General features: G+C 35.4%; 14 protein-coding genes. 2 read left to right on the forward strand and 12 right to left on the reverse strand.

The genetic code is table 11. The annotated features are described in order from the left end of the window. Positions 1-29: 29 nt before the first annotated feature. Positions 30-668, reverse strand: coding sequence for an SGNH/GDSL hydrolase family protein (locus BP18_RS08510; protein WP_035050588.1), 639 nt, complete (start codon positions 666-668; stop codon positions 30-32). A 256-nt stretch (positions 669-924) separates the two neighbouring features. On the opposite strand from BP18_RS08510, the gene BP18_RS08515 reads away from it, so the two are divergent. Both BP18_RS08515 and BP18_RS08520 read left to right on the forward strand, forming a co-directional pair. After that, on the forward strand, positions 925-1536 hold the full coding sequence (locus BP18_RS08515; protein WP_029277245.1) for a 50S ribosomal protein L25: 612 nt from the start codon (positions 925-927) through the stop codon (positions 1534-1536). 242 nt (positions 1537-1778) lie between these two features. Beyond that, positions 1779-3080, forward strand: a complete 1302-nt coding sequence (locus BP18_RS08520; RefSeq protein WP_007721058.1) for a hydroxymethylglutaryl-CoA reductase, degradative — start codon at positions 1779-1781, stop codon at positions 3078-3080. 37 nt (positions 3081-3117) lie between these two features. Here the strand turns inward: BP18_RS08520 and BP18_RS08525 are convergent, their stop codons facing one another. From BP18_RS08525 to tkt, 11 genes are all read right to left on the reverse strand, one after another. Beyond that, on the reverse strand, positions 3118-4290 hold the full coding sequence (locus BP18_RS08525; RefSeq protein WP_007721060.1) for a hydroxymethylglutaryl-CoA synthase: 1173 nt from the start codon (positions 4288-4290) through the stop codon (positions 3118-3120). Between the two features lie 188 nt (positions 4291-4478). Further along, complete coding sequence (locus BP18_RS08530; protein WP_029276727.1) at positions 4479-5240, reverse strand: sugar phosphate isomerase/epimerase family protein; 762 nt, start codon at positions 5238-5240, stop codon at positions 4479-4481. Positions 5241-5368: 128 nt separating this feature from the next. Beyond that, entirely contained in the window at positions 5369-6787 is a 1419-nt protein-coding gene (locus BP18_RS08535) for a glycoside hydrolase family 1 protein (RefSeq protein WP_029276729.1), read from the reverse strand. Between the two features lie 149 nt (positions 6788-6936). Then, complete coding sequence (locus tag BP18_RS08540) at positions 6937-7236, reverse strand: PTS lactose/cellobiose transporter subunit IIA (RefSeq protein ID WP_197050122.1); 300 nt, start codon at positions 7234-7236, stop codon at positions 6937-6939. A 60-nt stretch (positions 7237-7296) separates the two neighbouring features. After that, the gene (locus BP18_RS08545; RefSeq protein ID WP_007721071.1) at positions 7297-7614 is read right to left on the reverse strand and encodes a PTS sugar transporter subunit IIB; all 318 of its coding nucleotides are present in this window, start codon (positions 7612-7614) and stop codon (positions 7297-7299) included. 157 nt (positions 7615-7771) lie between these two features. After that, a complete protein-coding gene (locus BP18_RS08550; protein ID WP_029276732.1) occupies positions 7772-10450 on the reverse strand; it encodes a sigma 54-interacting transcriptional regulator in 2679 nt (892 codons plus the stop codon). Between the two features lie 34 nt (positions 10451-10484). Further along, positions 10485-11201, reverse strand: a complete 717-nt coding sequence (locus tag BP18_RS08555) for a GntR family transcriptional regulator (protein WP_007721074.1) — start codon at positions 11199-11201, stop codon at positions 10485-10487. 176 nt (positions 11202-11377) lie between these two features. Next, positions 11378-12658: a PTS cellobiose transporter subunit IIC gene (gene celB / locus BP18_RS08560; protein ID WP_029276734.1), complete on the reverse strand. Its 1281-nt coding sequence runs from the start codon at positions 12656-12658 to the stop codon at positions 11378-11380. Positions 12659-12902: 244 nt separating this feature from the next. Then, positions 12903-14294, reverse strand: a complete 1392-nt coding sequence (locus BP18_RS08565) for a glycoside hydrolase family 1 protein (RefSeq protein ID WP_029276736.1) — start codon at positions 14292-14294, stop codon at positions 12903-12905. A gap of 160 nt (positions 14295-14454) precedes the next feature. After that, on the reverse strand, positions 14455-15252 hold the full coding sequence (locus BP18_RS08570) for a histidinol-phosphatase HisJ family protein (RefSeq protein WP_029276738.1): 798 nt from the start codon (positions 15250-15252) through the stop codon (positions 14455-14457). Between the two features lie 112 nt (positions 15253-15364). After that, positions 15365-17359, reverse strand: coding sequence for a transketolase (tkt, locus tag BP18_RS08575; protein WP_035050589.1), 1995 nt, complete (start codon positions 17357-17359; stop codon positions 15365-15367). Positions 17360-17474: the final 115 nt, after the last annotated feature.

The following is a 17474-nucleotide window of genomic DNA, read 5'->3' on the forward strand; positions in this document are numbered from 1 at the left end:
TCGCATTCACCCCTTTCGTTGATTGCCCTTTAATCCTTTTCTACTGCTTTAAGCCATGCATTTGCAATAGTTCTATGTCCAGCTGGTGTAGGATGGACCCCATCTTCTCCTGTCAAGTAAGCGTAGGTTTTTTTGATTCCGATAGTATTCAGTATACCATCAAGTGGGATCAGATCCGCTTGAAATTCGTTAGCTAGTTTTCGCACCACTTCAATTCGTGGATTTAAGTCATGGCGCCATGCTTCACGATCCTTTGGATAAGGGAGCACAAAAGGCTCCATTAAAATAATTTGACACTTAAGTTCCCTTTGCAAGGATTCTAGCAATAAACGGTATTGTTGCTCAAAGCGTTGCAATTCCTCTATGCGTCCAAATTGTTCTTGGCCAACAGTATGCCAGGTATCATTGATTCCGATTAAAATAGAAACGATTGTTGGTTTTAAAACCAGGCAGTCTTCTCTCCAGCGTGCAGCCATATCGCTTAATTTATCTCCTCCGATTCCACGATTAAAAAACGTTAGCTCTAACTCAGGATAATGCTTTGTTAAATTTTTAGCGATTATTAAAGGATAGCTCTGACCTAAATCTGCTCCAGTTGTTCGGTCACGGTCGCCATCTGTCACACTATCTCCAATAAAAAGAATGCGGTCTTTTTTATTTAGTTTCATATTCCATTTCCCTCTCTACTACCTGTTAGGTTTGCTTTTATTCTAGTGAATAATTCCTTTTAGTTTCTCGCATATTTCAGTTTGTTGAAAGCAGCAAACTGCTTGTTTGATCATTTTTCAAAAGTCGTTAAAATAGCTTCTTTTGTGTTTGTTTGCTATACTCACATTGTAAGGTTTTTAATTCTGCTTGGCTAGTTTAAGTAGTAAAAGCAGCTTTAACCACTCATCACCATAGTTTGAAAGGGGAAATATATATATGAAAGTCAATGCTATTTTAAGAACAGAGGTCGGATCTGCAGCGGCTACTCGCGACAGAAAAGAAAAGAAAGTTACTGCCGTTATTAACGGTAAAGGTATCACAAGTACTCCAGTATCATTAGATAGTAAAGATTTAGATAATGTTTTAAAAACATTAGGTAAAAATGCTATCTTTGACGTTGTCGTTAAAGGTGGAGAAACTCACCAAGTAATTATCAAAGAGATTCAAAGTGCAACTCTTGTAAATCAAATTTTAGATGTTGAATTGCAAGTTGTCCAAAAAGGTGAAAAATTAACGGTTACGGTTCAAATTAATGTAGAAAACGCTGAGAATGTTAAACGTGGGATTGTTTCTCAAACATTAAATGAATTAGAAATCGAAACTCTTCCAGCTAACATTCCAACTGAATTCACATTGGATGCTGGTGCATTAGAAATTGGAGATGCATTAACCGTTTCAGATATCAAAGTTGATAAGTCTATCACAGTATTAAGTGATCCTGAACAAACAGTAGTAAGTGTCTTACCTCCATCTGCTGAAGAACCTGAAACAGCTGCTGAAGCTGTTGAACCTGAATTAATTGGAGAAAAAGAAGAAGAAGCAAAATAATTATTCTTGACCAATTAATAAATGAATAAAACGAATAAAAACCTCCCATCCCTGGCTCTAAAAGCTCTGGATGGGAGGTTTTTATTTTTCTTGATTAAAAATTGGCTCTATCCTTCTTAGTGTGGATAGATGAATTTAGTTTATGCTTAACTGTTTGAGGAAAAGCCAAAAAAATATATTCAAGAATAAGAATAGAATATGGTAAACTTTGACTAAGAGCGAATCACGAGGAGAATAGTGAGATGGATAAAACTTATTTAGATAAATTTTACAAAAAGAGTCCTACTGAAAGAAAAAAGGCTCTTGTAGCCGCAGATGTGCTAACTGCTGACGATTTCCTGTTAACCCATAACCTACATTTGGCAGATGAACTAGCGGATAATATGATTGAAAATTATTTAGCCAATTACGAACTGCCACTGGGAGTAGCCTTAAACTTTTTAGTTGATGATAAAGACTACATCGTACCGATGGCCATTGAAGAACCTTCTGTTATCGCTGCGGCCAGCGCTGGAGCTAAAATCATTGCTCAAGCTAGCGGATTTAAAACAACAATTTCAGATCGCATAATGATTGGACAAGTCGCTTTAAAAGAGGTTCCTGATTTAACTCTTGCAAAAAGTAACTTGGCCAAATATAAACAAGATATTCTCAAAAAAGCTAATGAAGCACACCCTTCCATCGTCAAGCGCGGAGGCGGAGCCACTGAATTGTTTGTTCGCGTTATTGAAGCAAATCCTGAAGCTGCAACACCAGCATTTTTGATGGTGCATTTGCATGTATCTACTCTTGAAGCCATGGGTGCTAATATTATCAACACGATGATGGAAGGCATTACGGCTTATCTTGAAGAATTAACGGGTGGTACGGCTTTGATGAGTATCCTTTCTAACTACGCAACGGAATGTTTAGCTACTGCTGTTTGTCAAATTCCGGTGCACCTGTTAAAAAGACCTAACTCTAACTATTCTGGAGAAGAGGTACGAGATCGTTTAATTGAAGCTGGGCAACTGGCATATGTCGATCCTTACCGAGCTGTCACTCATAATAAAGGCATTATGAATGGCATTGATGCTGTTGTTTTAGCTTCAGGAAATGATTGGCGAGCAATTTCTGCTGGCGCTCATGCTTATGCTTCCCGCAGTGGACAGTATCGTGCTCTTTCTACTTGGAAAAAAGCTGAAAACGGTGATTTGATTGGCCAATTGACATTGCCTTTGCCTGTAGGGTCAGTTGGGGGCTCCATTTCAATTCATCCTGCTGCTCAGTTCAGCAAACGCTTGTTAGGATACGAATCTGCTAAAGAATTAGAAGCTGTGATTGTTTCCGTTGGACTGGCTCAAAATTTCTCAGCTCTTAAAGCATTAGTGACTGAAGGTATCCAAAAGGGACATATGGGCTTGCAAGCACGTTCTCTAGCCATCAGTGCTGGAGCTACTGGAACAGCCATTGAGCAAGTTGCAGAACAATTAAAACACGCTAAAAACATGAACTTAGCAACCGCAAAAGAATTACTTTCACACATTAATGTTTTAGATAATTAAAAAATGAGGTGCGATTTTAAAATCGCACCTCATTTTTTTAATTTTTTTTAGTAACGTATTGACGCATGTTGTCTTTTATACCCGCTAAATAAATAGCTGCTGTGTCTTTTGTAGCATCAAATTCTGCGGTCGATCCATCAACTGGAACGGTTTCTTGGAAAACAGCTTCATACTCTTCAATAGAGATCTCTGTTCGAGCCGCAAACAAATTAGCATGTTTTTCTACTTGCAAATATTCGCGGTAGTTTGGTTGTAAAATACCCGTAAAGAATTCTCCCACTGCACCAGATCCGTAACTGTACAGTCCGATACGAGAACCATCTTTTAACTGGTCACCTTGTTCAAGCAATGAAACTAAGCTCAAGTACAGTGAACCAGTATAGATATTTCCAACGTTGCGATTATATAGTGTGCTTGATTTGTAATTAGCTAATAAGCGTTCTTGATCTACTTCATTTGCTTCTTCTAATACTGTTCTCAAGGCTTTAAGTCCCATTTTTGTGTAAGGCAAATGGAAACAGATGGCTTCAAAATCATTTAAAGCTAAATCAGATTTAGCTTTGTATTGTTCCCAAACAGTATTGAAAAAGTGAATGTATTGTTCATTTGAAAACTTGCCGTCTACAAAAGCTTTGTCTGAATAAACAGGACGCCAGAAATCCATAATATCGACCGTTAGATACGCGCTTTTATCTTCTAAAGCCAATATCTTAGGATTTGCGCTGATTACCATAGCAACTGCTCCAGCTCCTTGAGTAGACTCTCCTGAAGTATTCAATCCATAACGTGCAATGTCAGAACCTAATACCAAAACTCTGCTTTCTGGATTTAAGGCAATATGCCCTTTTGCCATTTGAATTCCCGCAGTTGCTCCATAACAAGCTTGTTTCACTTCAATAGAACGCGCGTTGGGATTTAAGTCCAACAAGTGATGAACATAAACGGCTCCTGATTTTGAATTATCGATGCCTGACTCTGTACCAAAAATGACAAAATCAATTTTCGCTCGATCTTCATCATTTAATATATTTAATGCTGCATTTGCTGCTAATGTTACTGGATCTTGTGTAATTGGAGCAATTGCCATCTTTTCTTGACCAATACCAATGGTGAATTTTTCTGGTTCTACATTTCTCGCTACCGCCAACTTATTCATGTCCACATATAAATGTGGCGCATAAAAACCAATCTTGTCTATTCCAATTTTCAAAGAAAGGACCCCTTTTTTATTTAATGACTTCTTTTATACAGCTATACGTTCAACGTATACCTATCTAATGGCCTCTTCTACTAAGCTTTCTAACAAATCATAAATTATTCCTAATAAAAAAACAACTGTTTACAACAAAACTAAAGAGAAGTTTAATAAACTGATACACCACAAAGTGATGAAAGCTTTCACCTTATTAATTCTTCTTTAATCGCTACTAGTTTGGCTATTTCCTTTTTTAAACCATCTAATGGGTCGTGCCCACATGGGTATTCAATCGCCGTATTTATGTCGCTTGGAAATACTTTAAGTACTTCAGCGACAGCAATGTCGCCTTCGTTTAATAAAGTCATTTCTCCTGTAGCTGCTTTAATGTCTTTCAAATGGACATACGTTACATTTTTTTTCAATATTAGTGCATTTTTAACTGGATCTTCATGAACGAATATAAAGTTCCCAGTATCAAAGGTTACTGAAACAGTCGCCCCTTTTTCGGTTAACCGGGTACACAATTGGTTTAATTGTTCAGCTGTCGAATAACTTTCTTGACCATTTTCAATCGTAAAGTGATCAATTCCATACTCTTGCATTACTTTATTTAGAATACGCGCATCTTCTGTTGATACTTCTTCAAAGTATCCAGCACCAAATTTCAAATGCTTCGCTCCTAGTTCATTGGCTTCTTTTGCGTAAGAGATTAAAGTTGTTTCTTCCATCATCTGTCCTGTGTAAAGCAGTTCTGGCACAGAATACAATAATTCAAACCCGTATAATTGTGCGGCTTCATTAAGAGCTTTAAATTCAGATTCCTCTTTAATATAGTCTCTTCTAATTTCTACTTTTTTTATGCCCAATTGAGAAAGTCCTTCAAAGAAATCTAACTGTTTCTTTCCTTCTTTAACCAATTCATCAAAAACCAACATATTTACGACAATTGTTTCAGCTATCATTTTTATCCTCCTTAGTAACTACAGCTACATTTTTTTAGTTGAATTCAAAATAAAAATGGCAATCCATTAATAATAGATTACCATTTTTATCCTATTTATTCTTGTTAACTGTTCTAAACGTGCTGCCTTTACTTGATTTCTGTTTTATCCGGAATCTCAAATTCACTCTGTTCAATTAAATCTTTGTACCAAAAAGCCGATTTCTTTAATGAACGGTCTCTATTATTGTCTAAATCAATTCGAACTAATCCATAGCGGTTTTTAAATGCGTTCATAGGAGAAACACAATCGGTAAAGGCCCATAACATATACCCTTTACAGTTTGAACCTGCTTCAGTAACTTCAATCAAACTATTTAAATGCTCTGTAATAAATTCAATTCGGTAATCATCTTGTACAACGCCATTATCGTCCATAAAGCGCTCTTCCTCTTCAATACCCATTCCATTTTCTGTAATTATCCAAGGAATATTGCCATACTCATTCTTGATACGCATCCCAAAATCAACCATCATTTGCGGGTAAATTTCCCAACCTCTTGATTTATTCATTTTGCGTCCTGGTAATTCGAAATGATCATAGTAATACGCTGGATGGAATGGCGCTTGTTCATTCCATTGATGATTAGGTGCCTTCACACGATTTGGGTAATACAAATTGATTCCTAAGTAATCTACCGTGTTCTGTTTAATAATATCCAACTCGTCTTTTGTATAATCAAATAAGATATCATGTTTTTCTAAAAGCGGAAATAATTCTTCAGGGTATGTTCCTTTAACCAACGGATCTAAATAAATACGATTGAAAAACAAATCATACATCTCGGCTGCTTTTTTATCTGCTTCTGAAGAAGATCTTGGATAGGTCACTTCTGGATTAAGCACCACACCAATTTGTCCATCATAGTTGTTTCTATGGTACACTTCAACAACTTTTGCAGTCGCCAGAACTTTATGGTAATTCCACTGCATCCATTTTTTAGTGTTTTGTTCATGTGGATAACGGATAGCATCTAAGTAAGTTCGTGTTTGGATAACCACGGGTTCATTAAATGTAAACCAATGCTTTACACGGTCTGCGTAACGCTCAAAAACAATCTCTGCATATTGCGCAAATAATTCCACAACCTTTTTAGAACTCCAGCCATCGTACTTGTCTAACAAATAAGTAGGGAGCTCATAATGTTCTAAACAAAGCATTGGTACAACACCTGCTTCAATCAAGCTATCTACAAAACGATCGATATATGAAGCATAGTCTTCATCAACTTCTAACGTTTCATAATTCGTAAAGAAACGTGACCAATTGATAGAAGTTCTAAAATGAGTTAAACCGACTTCTTTCATTAAATCAATATCATCTTGGTAGCGTTCATAAAAATTAGTTGCCACTCCTGGTCCATATCCTTCATGCCAAACATGACGTTCATTTTTATACCAGGTATCAAGATACGAATCTTGACCTTCTTTTTTACCTTTCCATCCTTCTGTTTGCCATGCAGAAGACCCCGCACCGATAATAAAATTTTCTGGAATAGTTCTTTTCAATTTATACACTCCTTCATTAATATTTCCAACTAAAAAATCGCTAGTTATCTAATTTAAATTAATTCGTGTTAATCTTCATGATGGCTATACAATAAAAAGTCATAAAATAAATCTTTTATGACTTTTTATGAATCACTATAAACTTACATTTAGTCGATTGCTAATCCTGCAAGCTTTTTATATACATCTACAACTTCAGATGCTAAATCTTTAAATGTAATAGCGTTCATCAAATGATCTTGGCTGTGCACAGCTAATAAAGAAACAGTTAGCTCTTCACCAGATGCTTCTTGCGTTAACAAACTCGTTTGAGCATGATGAGCTTCAACTAATGATTTATCTGATGATTCTAACTTTTCAGCTGCCAATTCAAAATCATCTTTTTTTGCAGCTTGAATAGCTTCCATTGCATCACTTTTAGCATTTCCTCCATGAATGATCAAACCCATGATTGTTTCGATATCGATTGATTGTCCCACTTTAAAACTTCCTTTCCATGTTACGTCTGATTAGTTCATTAATTCGATAGCTCTGTTTAATACGTTTTCACCATTCATTTTACCGTAATCTTGCATATTGATAATATCTAAAGGTATATTTTTGTCAGCCAATTTTTTCTCGAATTGACCTTTCATGAAGCGAACTTGAGGTCCTAATAACAAAACATCAACTTCTTTGCTTGCAAGATATTTATCCGCTTCTGCTGCAGATACTGCGAAAATATCAGTATCCATACCGCGTGCTTTTGAAGCTGCTTGCATTTTAGTTACCAATAAACTTGTACTCATACCTGCTGAACATACTAACATAATTGTTTTTTCTGCCATTATTTATCACTCCATTGTTTTATTTGCTTTACACTTATTATATTGCAATAAACGTGCCAACTTTTACAAATGAAAACCTATTCAGTAAGCCTTTTCTTCACTCCTTCCACCTTACACACTCAAACAAAAAGAATACACACTATAGTAGTGTGTATTCTCAAAGATGAAATTTAACTTTATTTTCAATAATCATCTGAGCAATATAGGCTATTTCATCCTCAGGAATAGCAATCTGATATTGTTTTTCTAATGGAATTAAGGTTACTTTGATAACATCCATAGTCATTCGATTCTTTTTAGCGTATTCATCTAAACCAGAGAACTTACGTAAAATCGTTCCCGTTTTTAGTCCTTCTATTAAGAATGCGATATGCAACATCATTCCCGTTTCGACACCTGCAGGAATCATAACGTTCAGTTCATTTTTCAATTGTTGCATTAACTTTTGTAAGAAATGCATCAACTGTTGCACCGAACCAACTTTATTTAAAGTTCCTGTTAATGATTGAATCATTTCGTTAATTGGCAGCTCTTCTTCAACTTGATTTTTTAATAAACGTAATTTTTCATCATTAAAAATATCATAAGCAGTATAGAAAGGAATATTTTGGTAATCAAATTCAACTGTTCCTACAATTGCTTTAATTTCATAAGTTTCCATCAACTGATCAATACGTTGATTAAAGGCCTCGCGATGCAAAAATTGCAACGGAATAATACTGACATTATCAGAATCTAAAATTGGTCGAATGCGTTGTTCTAATTTTTTAGCCACTCCTTCACCGGTAAAACAAGTCACTAAAATGGCTTTCTTTTTCTTAACATCCATCGAAGTCAGTTGTTTTGTACTACTTTTCAATACCGTTTGGCAACTTTGGTAGATGTCTTCTAATGTGCGACCAATACTAGCCATTCTTACCGCCTCTAAAACAACTGGCGTGCTGACCATTGGTAAGGTTTTGATGCGTAAGCCTAAATCTTCTGCCAGCATATTTCCAAAGGTATTTAGAGACCCCATATCGGTTAGGATCAATAAACCTTGTTCATAAGCCTCTTTGTCTTCCATAATCGTTTGACGCACACGATTGTACATCACTTGTACTTTCATCGACAATGGCATATTAATTGCAATTCCTACCATTGTTTCTAAAAGTTCCTTTACTGTCTCTAACATACTACTGGCTGTTGTTTTCCCGTGCATTAAAACCATAATAGCCGTTGTTTTTTCCTGTTTCTTAATGCTATCTGCTTCTTCTTGTTTTGTCAGGAATAAGGTAATAAAGCCAATTTCTTCAAATGGGATTTCAATAGAATACGTCTCTTCAATCATTGCAGATAAGTCAATGGCTACTTGAAATTCTTTGGGAAAATTTTTGCGGATGTCATTCAAATTAGGAAACTCAATCAGTCGATTCTGAGCTATCCGCTCCAATGCACTCTGCAAATGCAAAGCAAAAGCAAATTCAATTTTAGGAGTGTAGGAACGGTTAAGTCTTTTTTCTGCGATTCTATACATTTGCTTAATCAATTCTTTTAAAATAGGATCAATCATCTGATGCCGTATATCTGATGTTTCTGATAAATTTTTAACATATTCATTAAAATAATTTTTATGACCTAGCCCTTCCAGTTGATAATTTCCCAATAGATTCTCATTCGTTTTTCTCACCAGATTATTTGCAGTTGTATCATTCATCACATTTTTAATTTGCGATTCCATTCCTTCAGTTAAAGGCTGATACGTAAATTCCGCTTTATCCTGTTGAATCAAACGCTCCATTGACTTAGGCATCTCTTTAATAAATAGCAATCCTTTTTGAACTTGAAGAGGCAAATCTTTTTGATCAATTTTCAAAACGTTACTTTTTTTAGTTCTAAAATTTAAAAAGGCTTTTGCACAAACAAGTTTTAAATCTCTTTGGAATTGGCCAATGTTGCCCTCTGGCTGATACAACATAAAGGCTAGTAAAACTTCTCTTTCAATCGTTATCTTTTGGTTGAGTCTTTGCGATTCTCTTTTCAAAAAGCTATCAATTAACTCATAACGCTCTTCAATAGTCCGTTCAGCTAACTCAGGCAAGGTGATTGACATTGGTATGCGTCGAGTAAAGGTTGACAACAAGACATCAGCTTTTTCCGTCGTAGCGCCAATAATCAAAACGTTCGCATGATACGTTTCATTACTTTCTCCTAATGGACGATAAATCCCCTTATCAATAAAGGTAAATAACATCTCCTGGCCTTCAGGGGGTAAACGATGAATTTCATCTAAAAATAAAATTCCATTATCTGCTTGGTGCAGTAATCCAGTTCTATCTTGATTAGCACCAGTATAAGATCCCTTTTTCACACCAAAAATGTGCCCAAATAACAATTGCGGATTTTGCGCATAATCAGCACAATTATAGGTAATAAAAGGGGCATCGGCAGATAGGGCTTTTGATTCCACTGCATACTGATACATACACTCTGCAAAGAGTGATTTACCCGTACCAGTTTGTCCGAAAATAATCGTATGCAATCCATTAGGCGGATACAAAATTGCCGATTCTGCTTGTTGAACCATCTCTTTTAGAGAAGCATCGTATCCAATTAAACGAGAAAAAGCTTTTTTATTGTGGTCTTCCTCTTCTGTATCTTCATCACTAAGAGTGGCTTGATACAACACTGGCCGACCTGGTAATTTCTTTATTTGATTTTCTTTATACAATTCATTCAAATACCGGCTAATATTCGTTCGGTCCAAAGATAATGCCGCTGCAATATCTTTGGCTGTGACGGCTTTATTTAGTTCATTTAAATGATCCAATACTAACTTTTTGCGATTCGTTGCCAATTTTCCTCCCCCTTAGTTTGAGAGCGTCATTGCTTTAAAATTTTTGATTCATATCTATAAATGTAAAACTTCTTGTATCATAACGGTGACGGCTTCGTGAATGCTCAAAAGGGCGACCATCTTTTAAATATACGATTTGTTCGACTTCTAATATAGGATCATGAACGTCACAAATCAAATATTCTTGATCATATTTTGACGCTTTATCTGCCCGGATTTTACGGTAGGCTCCGCTAAATTTTATATTTAATTCATCATGAAGATATTTATAAATGGATCCTTCAATAATCTCTTCTGTTAATCCCGTTGCTAAATCGGTTGGCATATAAGTATGCTCTAACACATAAGGCTTGCCATCCAGAATTCTTAATCGAATAAGATTATAGACGGGCATACTTTTTTCAATCATCAGATGTTCCATCATTTCTTCACTTGGAAATTCTACTGTGAATTTGATGATTTTGCTTTCTAATTTGTGGCCTTGCATCTGTTTAGTTAATCCATCGTACTCATTAACGGCAGCATTTTTTTCATTTAATGGAGAATTTTTCATCACAAATGTTCCAGAACCACGCTGACGATAAATTAATCCTTCCATGGCTAAAATATCTAACGCTTTTTTGATAGTCATTCTACTAACTTTAAATTCTTCTGATAAGGTCACTTGATCTGGAATAAGAGATTCCACTTTGTAAATGCCATCTGTAATGCGACTTCTTATTTCTTTTGCTATCGCTTCATATTTTACCATTGAGGTTCCTCCTCGTTCTTCTATACACATTTATCATAGCTTAATAAAAATAATAAGACTAGCCATTTCAGATAAAAATAGCTTTTTTTCGAAATTATTAAAAATAAAAAAGAACTTGCCTCCAAAAAAGGCAAGTTCTTTCTATATTTGTTGTTTTTATGCCTTCGTATTTATAATTAGTCAGTCATAGAAACAGTATTTAGATTTACTTTATCCACTAATTTAAGGAATGGGAACCAGATTAATCCGATAAGAGCCATATCGATAATTTGAAGTACTCCACCCATTACTGAACTTGTAGCCATTATCCCATTCATAACCACTGGAATTGTCCACGGTATGATAACCCCTGTTGGAGTTGGGAATATATTTGCAGCCATCATAGCATAGTTGAAAGAAGTTGTTACTAATGGAGCAAGAATCCAAGGAATAAAGATAGAAGCATTTAATACTAAAGGCATACCGAAAAGTAACGGTTCGTTAACATTGAAGATTGCAGGTGCTAAAGCTAAGCGACCAATTTCTTTGTTTTGTTTGCTCTTCATGAAGAAGGCTAACAATAATACAACGATTAAAGTACTACCTGATCCACCCATACCAACAGTGTATGTTTCCATAAATGGTTTAGTTACAATATGTGGTAAAGCTTCTCCAGCTTTGTAAGCATCAAGGTTTTCTAATGCTAATGTGTTCCAGATAGGATCCATTACTGAGTTAACAATAATTTGACCGTGTAATCCAAAGAACCATAAGAATTGTACGAAGAATACAGCAATCAAAGTAGCTGGTAATCCACTACCAAGAGCAGTTAACGGTTTTTGAATAACTGAGTATACTACATCATGTAAGTTAGTATCAAAGAAACCAGAAACAGCTGCATTAACCATTAAGAAGATAAATAATGTAATAAGAGCTGGTAATAAGGCTGCGAATGAATTTGCAACTGCTGGCGGAACACCATCAGGCATTTTAATTACGATACCTTTTTTAACGATACGTGTGTAAATTTCAGCTGCAATAAAGGCTGCAATCATTCCGATAAACATTCCTTTTGCACCTAAACGATCTAATGATAATACACCACTGACTGCTTCTCCGCCTTCAGTCACCATTGTGAATGGTGTTAAGATTAAGTATGCAGCTAATGAAACAGCACCACCAAAGGCACCTTCAACATCATATGATTTACTTAAGTAGTAACCAATACCGAACGTAACGAAAATGGTTAGGATTGACATTGTCGCATTTTGTCCGTTTCCGAACAAGCTTCCTAAAGAACCTTTTGTATCATCACTGAAAAATGGCAAGTTATTAAATACAACTACGAATGAACCAAACATGGTAATAGGAAAAGCAAGCATAAATGCGTCACGTAAAACTTTAAGATAACGATTTTCGCCCAATTTCGCGGCAACTGGAAGTAATTTTTCACTTAGCTTATCAATAAAATTATTCACTAATATTCCTCTTTTCTTTTTTAAGTCTCTATTAAGTAATCTTACGTTAATTATTTACTCAAACTAAAAATAGGCCTCTTTTTAGTTCTTTTATCAATTTATTGAAATCGATTACATATAAATAATATCATTTTATTTTATATATGTCTAGTCTTTTATTTAAAAAAACTAAACTTAGGTTAAAAAAGACAGTTAATAAAAAAATTGAGTTCTCCAAGTGGAAAACCCAATCATTTCGTACTTTTTAATTAAAACCGTTAGCGTCAGATACTTCTTTAAACCAACGCCCACTTTTCTTAACGGTTCTTTTGCCTTCATTTTCTATGTCAACAGCAATAAACCCATAGCGGTTTTTATAAGCATTCGTCCATGACCAGTTATCCATACATGTCCACATATGGTAACCTTGTACATTACTACCTTCTTGAATAGCTTTATGCATAAATGTTAAATGATCTTTGACAAATTCAATACGGTAATCATCTTCAATGATTCCATCAGGATTAACGTATGCTTCTTCGCCTTCTACCCCCATCCCATTTTCAGAAATGTAGCAGCGGATATTGCCATAGTTTTCTCTTAGGTTTGTTAAAATATCGTATACTCCTTTTTCGTAGATTTCCCATCCACGGTAAGGATTCATTTTACGATCAGGTTTGATGTAGTTGTCAAAATAATCATCCGGCATAGGACCATCAGCAAGTTTTTCTGTTGATTCTTTCGCCTTGATTCGACGAGGTTGGTAATAGTTAACACCTAACAAATTGACTGTATTATTTTTGATTGTTTCTAAATCGCCTTCTTCGATAACTGGTAAATGATCGATTTCTTTCAACAATTCAACTAAATCTGTTGGGAATTCCCCTTTAACTGAAGGATCTAAGAATGAACGATTAAAGAATGCATCAGCAAGTTGTGCTGCTTTTACATCTTCAGGATTGGATTCATCTCTTGGATAACTTGGTGTTAAGTTTAGAATGATTCCAATTTCGCCGTCTAAGTTCATTTCATGATAAACTTTAATCGCTTTAGCACTTGAAAGCACTTCATGATAAGCCACTTGGACCGCTTTTTTCATATTCACTTCATTTGGATAATGGAATTGGTATAAGTATCCACCTTCAACCGGTACGATAGGTTCATTATGTGTAAACCATTTTTTAACTCGATCACCAAATAATTCGAAACAGGTTTTAGCAAATACTACATATGCGTCTACCGTTTTGCGATCTAACCAGCCGCCCTTTTCTTGTAATTTCATTGGCATATCAAAATGGTACAAGTTGATAAACGGTTCGATGTCATTTGCAAGCAATTCATTGATTACGTCATTATAAAACTCAACAGCTTTTTGATTAACTTCTCCTGTGCCATTCGGAATTAAACGGCTCCATTGAATAGACGTTCTAAATGTCGTATGACCTGTTTCTTTCATTAATTGAATATCTTCTTTATATTTTTCGTAAAAATAAGAAGTTTTTTCTGGTCCTACTTGATTGAAGAATTTTTCTGGTTCTTCGCGGTACCAATGATCCCAAATATTGTCCCCTTTGTTATCGCCTTCAAAAACGCCTTCTGTTTGTGGGCCACTAGCTGCAGATCCCCACCAGAATCCTTTTGGAAATTCATAATTCATTTTATTAAACACTCCTTTTTTTATCTTAAACCAAGACGATTTGTCTAGTCTTTTACATAAAACAATTATACATTTATAAAAATGAAATTACAAGTTGTTAGCGCTATATTTTTCAATTAAATAAGAAACACTCATAATTGAGTGTTTCTGTATTTCTAGCCTAGTTAAGAGAGATTGTACTGGGTAGTCTCTTTTTAAATACATACACTTTATCAAAGCCAGCTTCTTTTGCCATTTTTATGGCTATCTCTTGATTAAATCCAACGGTTTCAGCCTGGTGCGAATCTGAGCCAATTGTTAAAATTTCTCCACCTAATGCGCGATACAACCGCAAAACAGCCATTGATGGAAAAGTTTCTTTTAATCCGCTTTTTGATAATCCTGAGGTATTGATTTCAATACCAATACCTCGCTCTATCGCTTTAAGTAAGATTTTTTCAATAATGGCTTTATACTTATCAAAAGTATAATTGCTAACTGATTCTGTTGCGTAGCGTTTGATTAAGTCTAAGTGTGCAATCACATCAATATCTGCCTGACTAACCAGCTCATAAACTTCTTCAAAATAGTTTTGGTAAATTTCTTCCTTCGTTTTATCTACCATAAAAGTTCGCAATTTTTCTTCGTTGATATTATGAACAGATCCTAAAATGAAATCTATCTCCAAATCCGCTAAAGCTTCTTGATAGTCTTCTTTCATCAAATGCGGCTCGCATAACTCAATCCCAGCTTTAATGATTAACTGACTTCCAAATAACTCACGGCATTGCTCAATTTGCGAAAAGTAGCGTTTGAAATCCATGTGTCCATAAGTCGGTGCTTTAGGGTTTACTGAAAAATGTTCCGTAAAACAGATTTCAGCGATACCTTTATTTATCGCTTGTTGGCAAACATCTTTCATCTGAGCTTTGGAGTCAAACGAATTATCTGTGTGGTGATGGTATTCCATAAAATCCATTTACACTCACTCCTTTACCTTTGTTCTTCCTAAAAAAATAAGATAACCCATCTTTTAAATGGATTATCTTATTTTAGTTTACCGTAAATGGCCTGGCATAGAAACAGATCAATTAGTTTATTTCTTTATAGTGTTTAATGACATTTTCAACTGTGAAACCATACTTTTCAATAACTTCTTCTCCAGGACCTGCTGCTCCAAATGTATCAATACTCATCACACTACCTTTTGTTCCAGCATACTCCCTCCAACCGAGTTTAGAACCCATTTCTATCGTCAATCGTTTTTGAATGTTATCTGGTAAAATAGTCTTTTTATACTCTTCTGTTTGTTTTTCAAATAAATCCCATGATGGCATACTGACAACTGTTACGTGAATTTTTTCGTCAGCCAATTTACTTTGTGCTTTAATGGCTAACGAAACTTCAGATCCGGCAGCAATGAGGATTCCACTTGGCTCTTCTTTTGCTTCAGAAATAACATATGCCCCTTTTTTAACGCCTTCTGCTATCTTATTATTTGTGTTCTCAAGTGTGGGTAAACCTTGTCTTCCCAAAACAATCATGGTAGGTCTATCCTTTTGTGTTAAAGCTATTTTCCAAGCTTCTTTTGTTTCATTTGCATCACCTGGTCTAATTACAGAAAGATTGGGCATTGCTCTAAAAGCTGCCAATTGTTCTACCGGTTGATGTGTCGGTCCATCCTGCCCGACTGCAATGCTATCATGCGTAAATACATAAATCACTGGCACATTCATTAAAGCCGATAATCGAATAGCTGGTCGCAAATAATCAGAGAACACAAAAAATGTACTTACAAAAGGTCTGAGATAATGTAAGGCCATCCCATTAGCAATACCACCCATGGCAAATTCTCTAACCCCAAACATTACATTACGACCTGCATAATTTGATTTTGTGAAGTTATCATATTTAGTTAATCTAGTCTTTGTTGAAGCATCTAAATCCGCAGATCCTCCCACTAATTCTGGGCTATTCGTTGCTAACGCATTTAAAATCTCGCTGCCGCTTGCTCTCGTTGCTATAACTTCCCCTTCAGTGTATAAAGGTAAGTTTTCATTCCAATTTTCTGAAAAATCCCCTACTATAATTCTTTTTAGTTCTCTAGCTAAATCAGGATATTTTTCTTTGTATTGTTCAAATAATTGATCCCATTCTTTTTCTTTTTCTTCTCCATTTTTTTGAATTGTTTCAAAATCAGTATAAACTTCTTTCGGTACATGGAAATCTTCATATTCCCATCCATAAAATTCTTTAGCTTTTTTTATTTCTTCTGCACCTATTGGATCACTATGAATGTCACTAGTCCCTTGAAGAGTAGGAGCACCATAACCAATTATTGTTTTAATTTCGATGATTGTTGGCTTATTTTGTTCTGCTTTGCCTTCAATAATAGCTTTTTCGACTGTATCAACATCGTTACCATTCTCAACTAATAGATAATGCCAGTTCATTGATTCAAAACGTTTTTGAATATCTTCCGAAAAGGAACGGTTCAAATCTCCATCTAGGCTAATGTCATTAGAATCATACAGTACAATTAGACGTCCTAAACCAACATGACCTGCAAATGAAGCTGCTTCATAAGACACACCTTCCATTAAATCGCCATCCCCACAAATGGTATAGGTAAAGTGATCTACGATTGGAAAGTCATCTTTATTATAGGTTTCAGCTAGATGTCTTTCAGCTAGTGCCATACCAACACTTTGAGGTATTCCTTGTCCTAATGGTCCGGTTGTAGCTTCAACTCCTGGAGTAATTCCATATTCAGGATGTCCCGGTGTTTTACTATTCCATTGCCTAAATCGTTTTATTTCGTCTAAGGATAGATCAAATCCGGATAGATGCAATAGGATATATTGAAGTAATGAGCCATGTCCTGCTGATAGGATAAAACGATCTCTATTAAACCATTTCGGGTTGCTAGGATTTATATTCAAAACTTTTTTCCACAGACTGTACGCCATCGGAGCCGCACCCATTGGCATACCTGGATGTCCATGTTGGGCCTTTTCAACACTATCCATCGCAATTGTACGAATAGTATTGATAGATAATTCTGAAATTAAATTGTCATTTTTCATTGTACTTTCTCCCTCCGTAACCGACTATTTTAATAGTTAATTATCCTGCTTACTCTAAAATGCTACAAAAAAAGTGAATACATCACTAATGAGTATCCACTTTTTATTCATTGTC

It is taken from the genome of Carnobacterium jeotgali MS3, assembly GCF_000745125.1.
In the GTDB taxonomy this organism is placed as follows: domain Bacteria; phylum Bacillota; class Bacilli; order Lactobacillales; family Carnobacteriaceae; genus Carnobacterium_B; species Carnobacterium_B jeotgali.

Coding starts and splice junctions, on each gene's coding strand:
- BP18_RS08530 (WP_029276727.1), bottom strand. CDS start 5,240: ATGATAGCTGAAACAATTGTCGTAAATATGTTGGTTTTTGATGAATTG.
- BP18_RS08555 (WP_007721074.1), bottom strand. CDS start 11,201: ATGGTAAAATATGAAGCGATAGCAAAAGAAATAAGAAGTCGCATTACA.
- BP18_RS08515 (WP_029277245.1), top strand. CDS start 925: ATGAAAGTCAATGCTATTTTAAGAACAGAGGTCGGATCTGCAGCGGCT.
- BP18_RS08520 (WP_007721058.1), top strand. CDS start 1,779: ATGGATAAAACTTATTTAGATAAATTTTACAAAAAGAGTCCTACTGAA.
- BP18_RS08540 (WP_197050122.1), bottom strand. CDS start 7,236: ATGGGTTTGATCATTCATGGAGGAAATGCTAAAAGTGATGCAATGGAA.
- BP18_RS08565 (WP_029276736.1), bottom strand. CDS start 14,294: ATGAATTATGAATTTCCAAAAGGATTCTGGTGGGGATCTGCAGCTAGT.
- tkt (WP_035050589.1), bottom strand. CDS start 17,359: ATGAAAAATGACAATTTAATTTCAGAATTATCTATCAATACTATTCGT.
- BP18_RS08570 (WP_029276738.1), bottom strand. CDS start 15,252: ATGGATTTTATGGAATACCATCACCACACAGATAATTCGTTTGACTCC.
- BP18_RS08510 (WP_035050588.1), bottom strand. CDS start 668: ATGAAACTAAATAAAAAAGACCGCATTCTTTTTATTGGAGATAGTGTG.
- BP18_RS08545 (WP_007721071.1), bottom strand. CDS start 7,614: ATGGCAGAAAAAACAATTATGTTAGTATGTTCAGCAGGTATGAGTACA.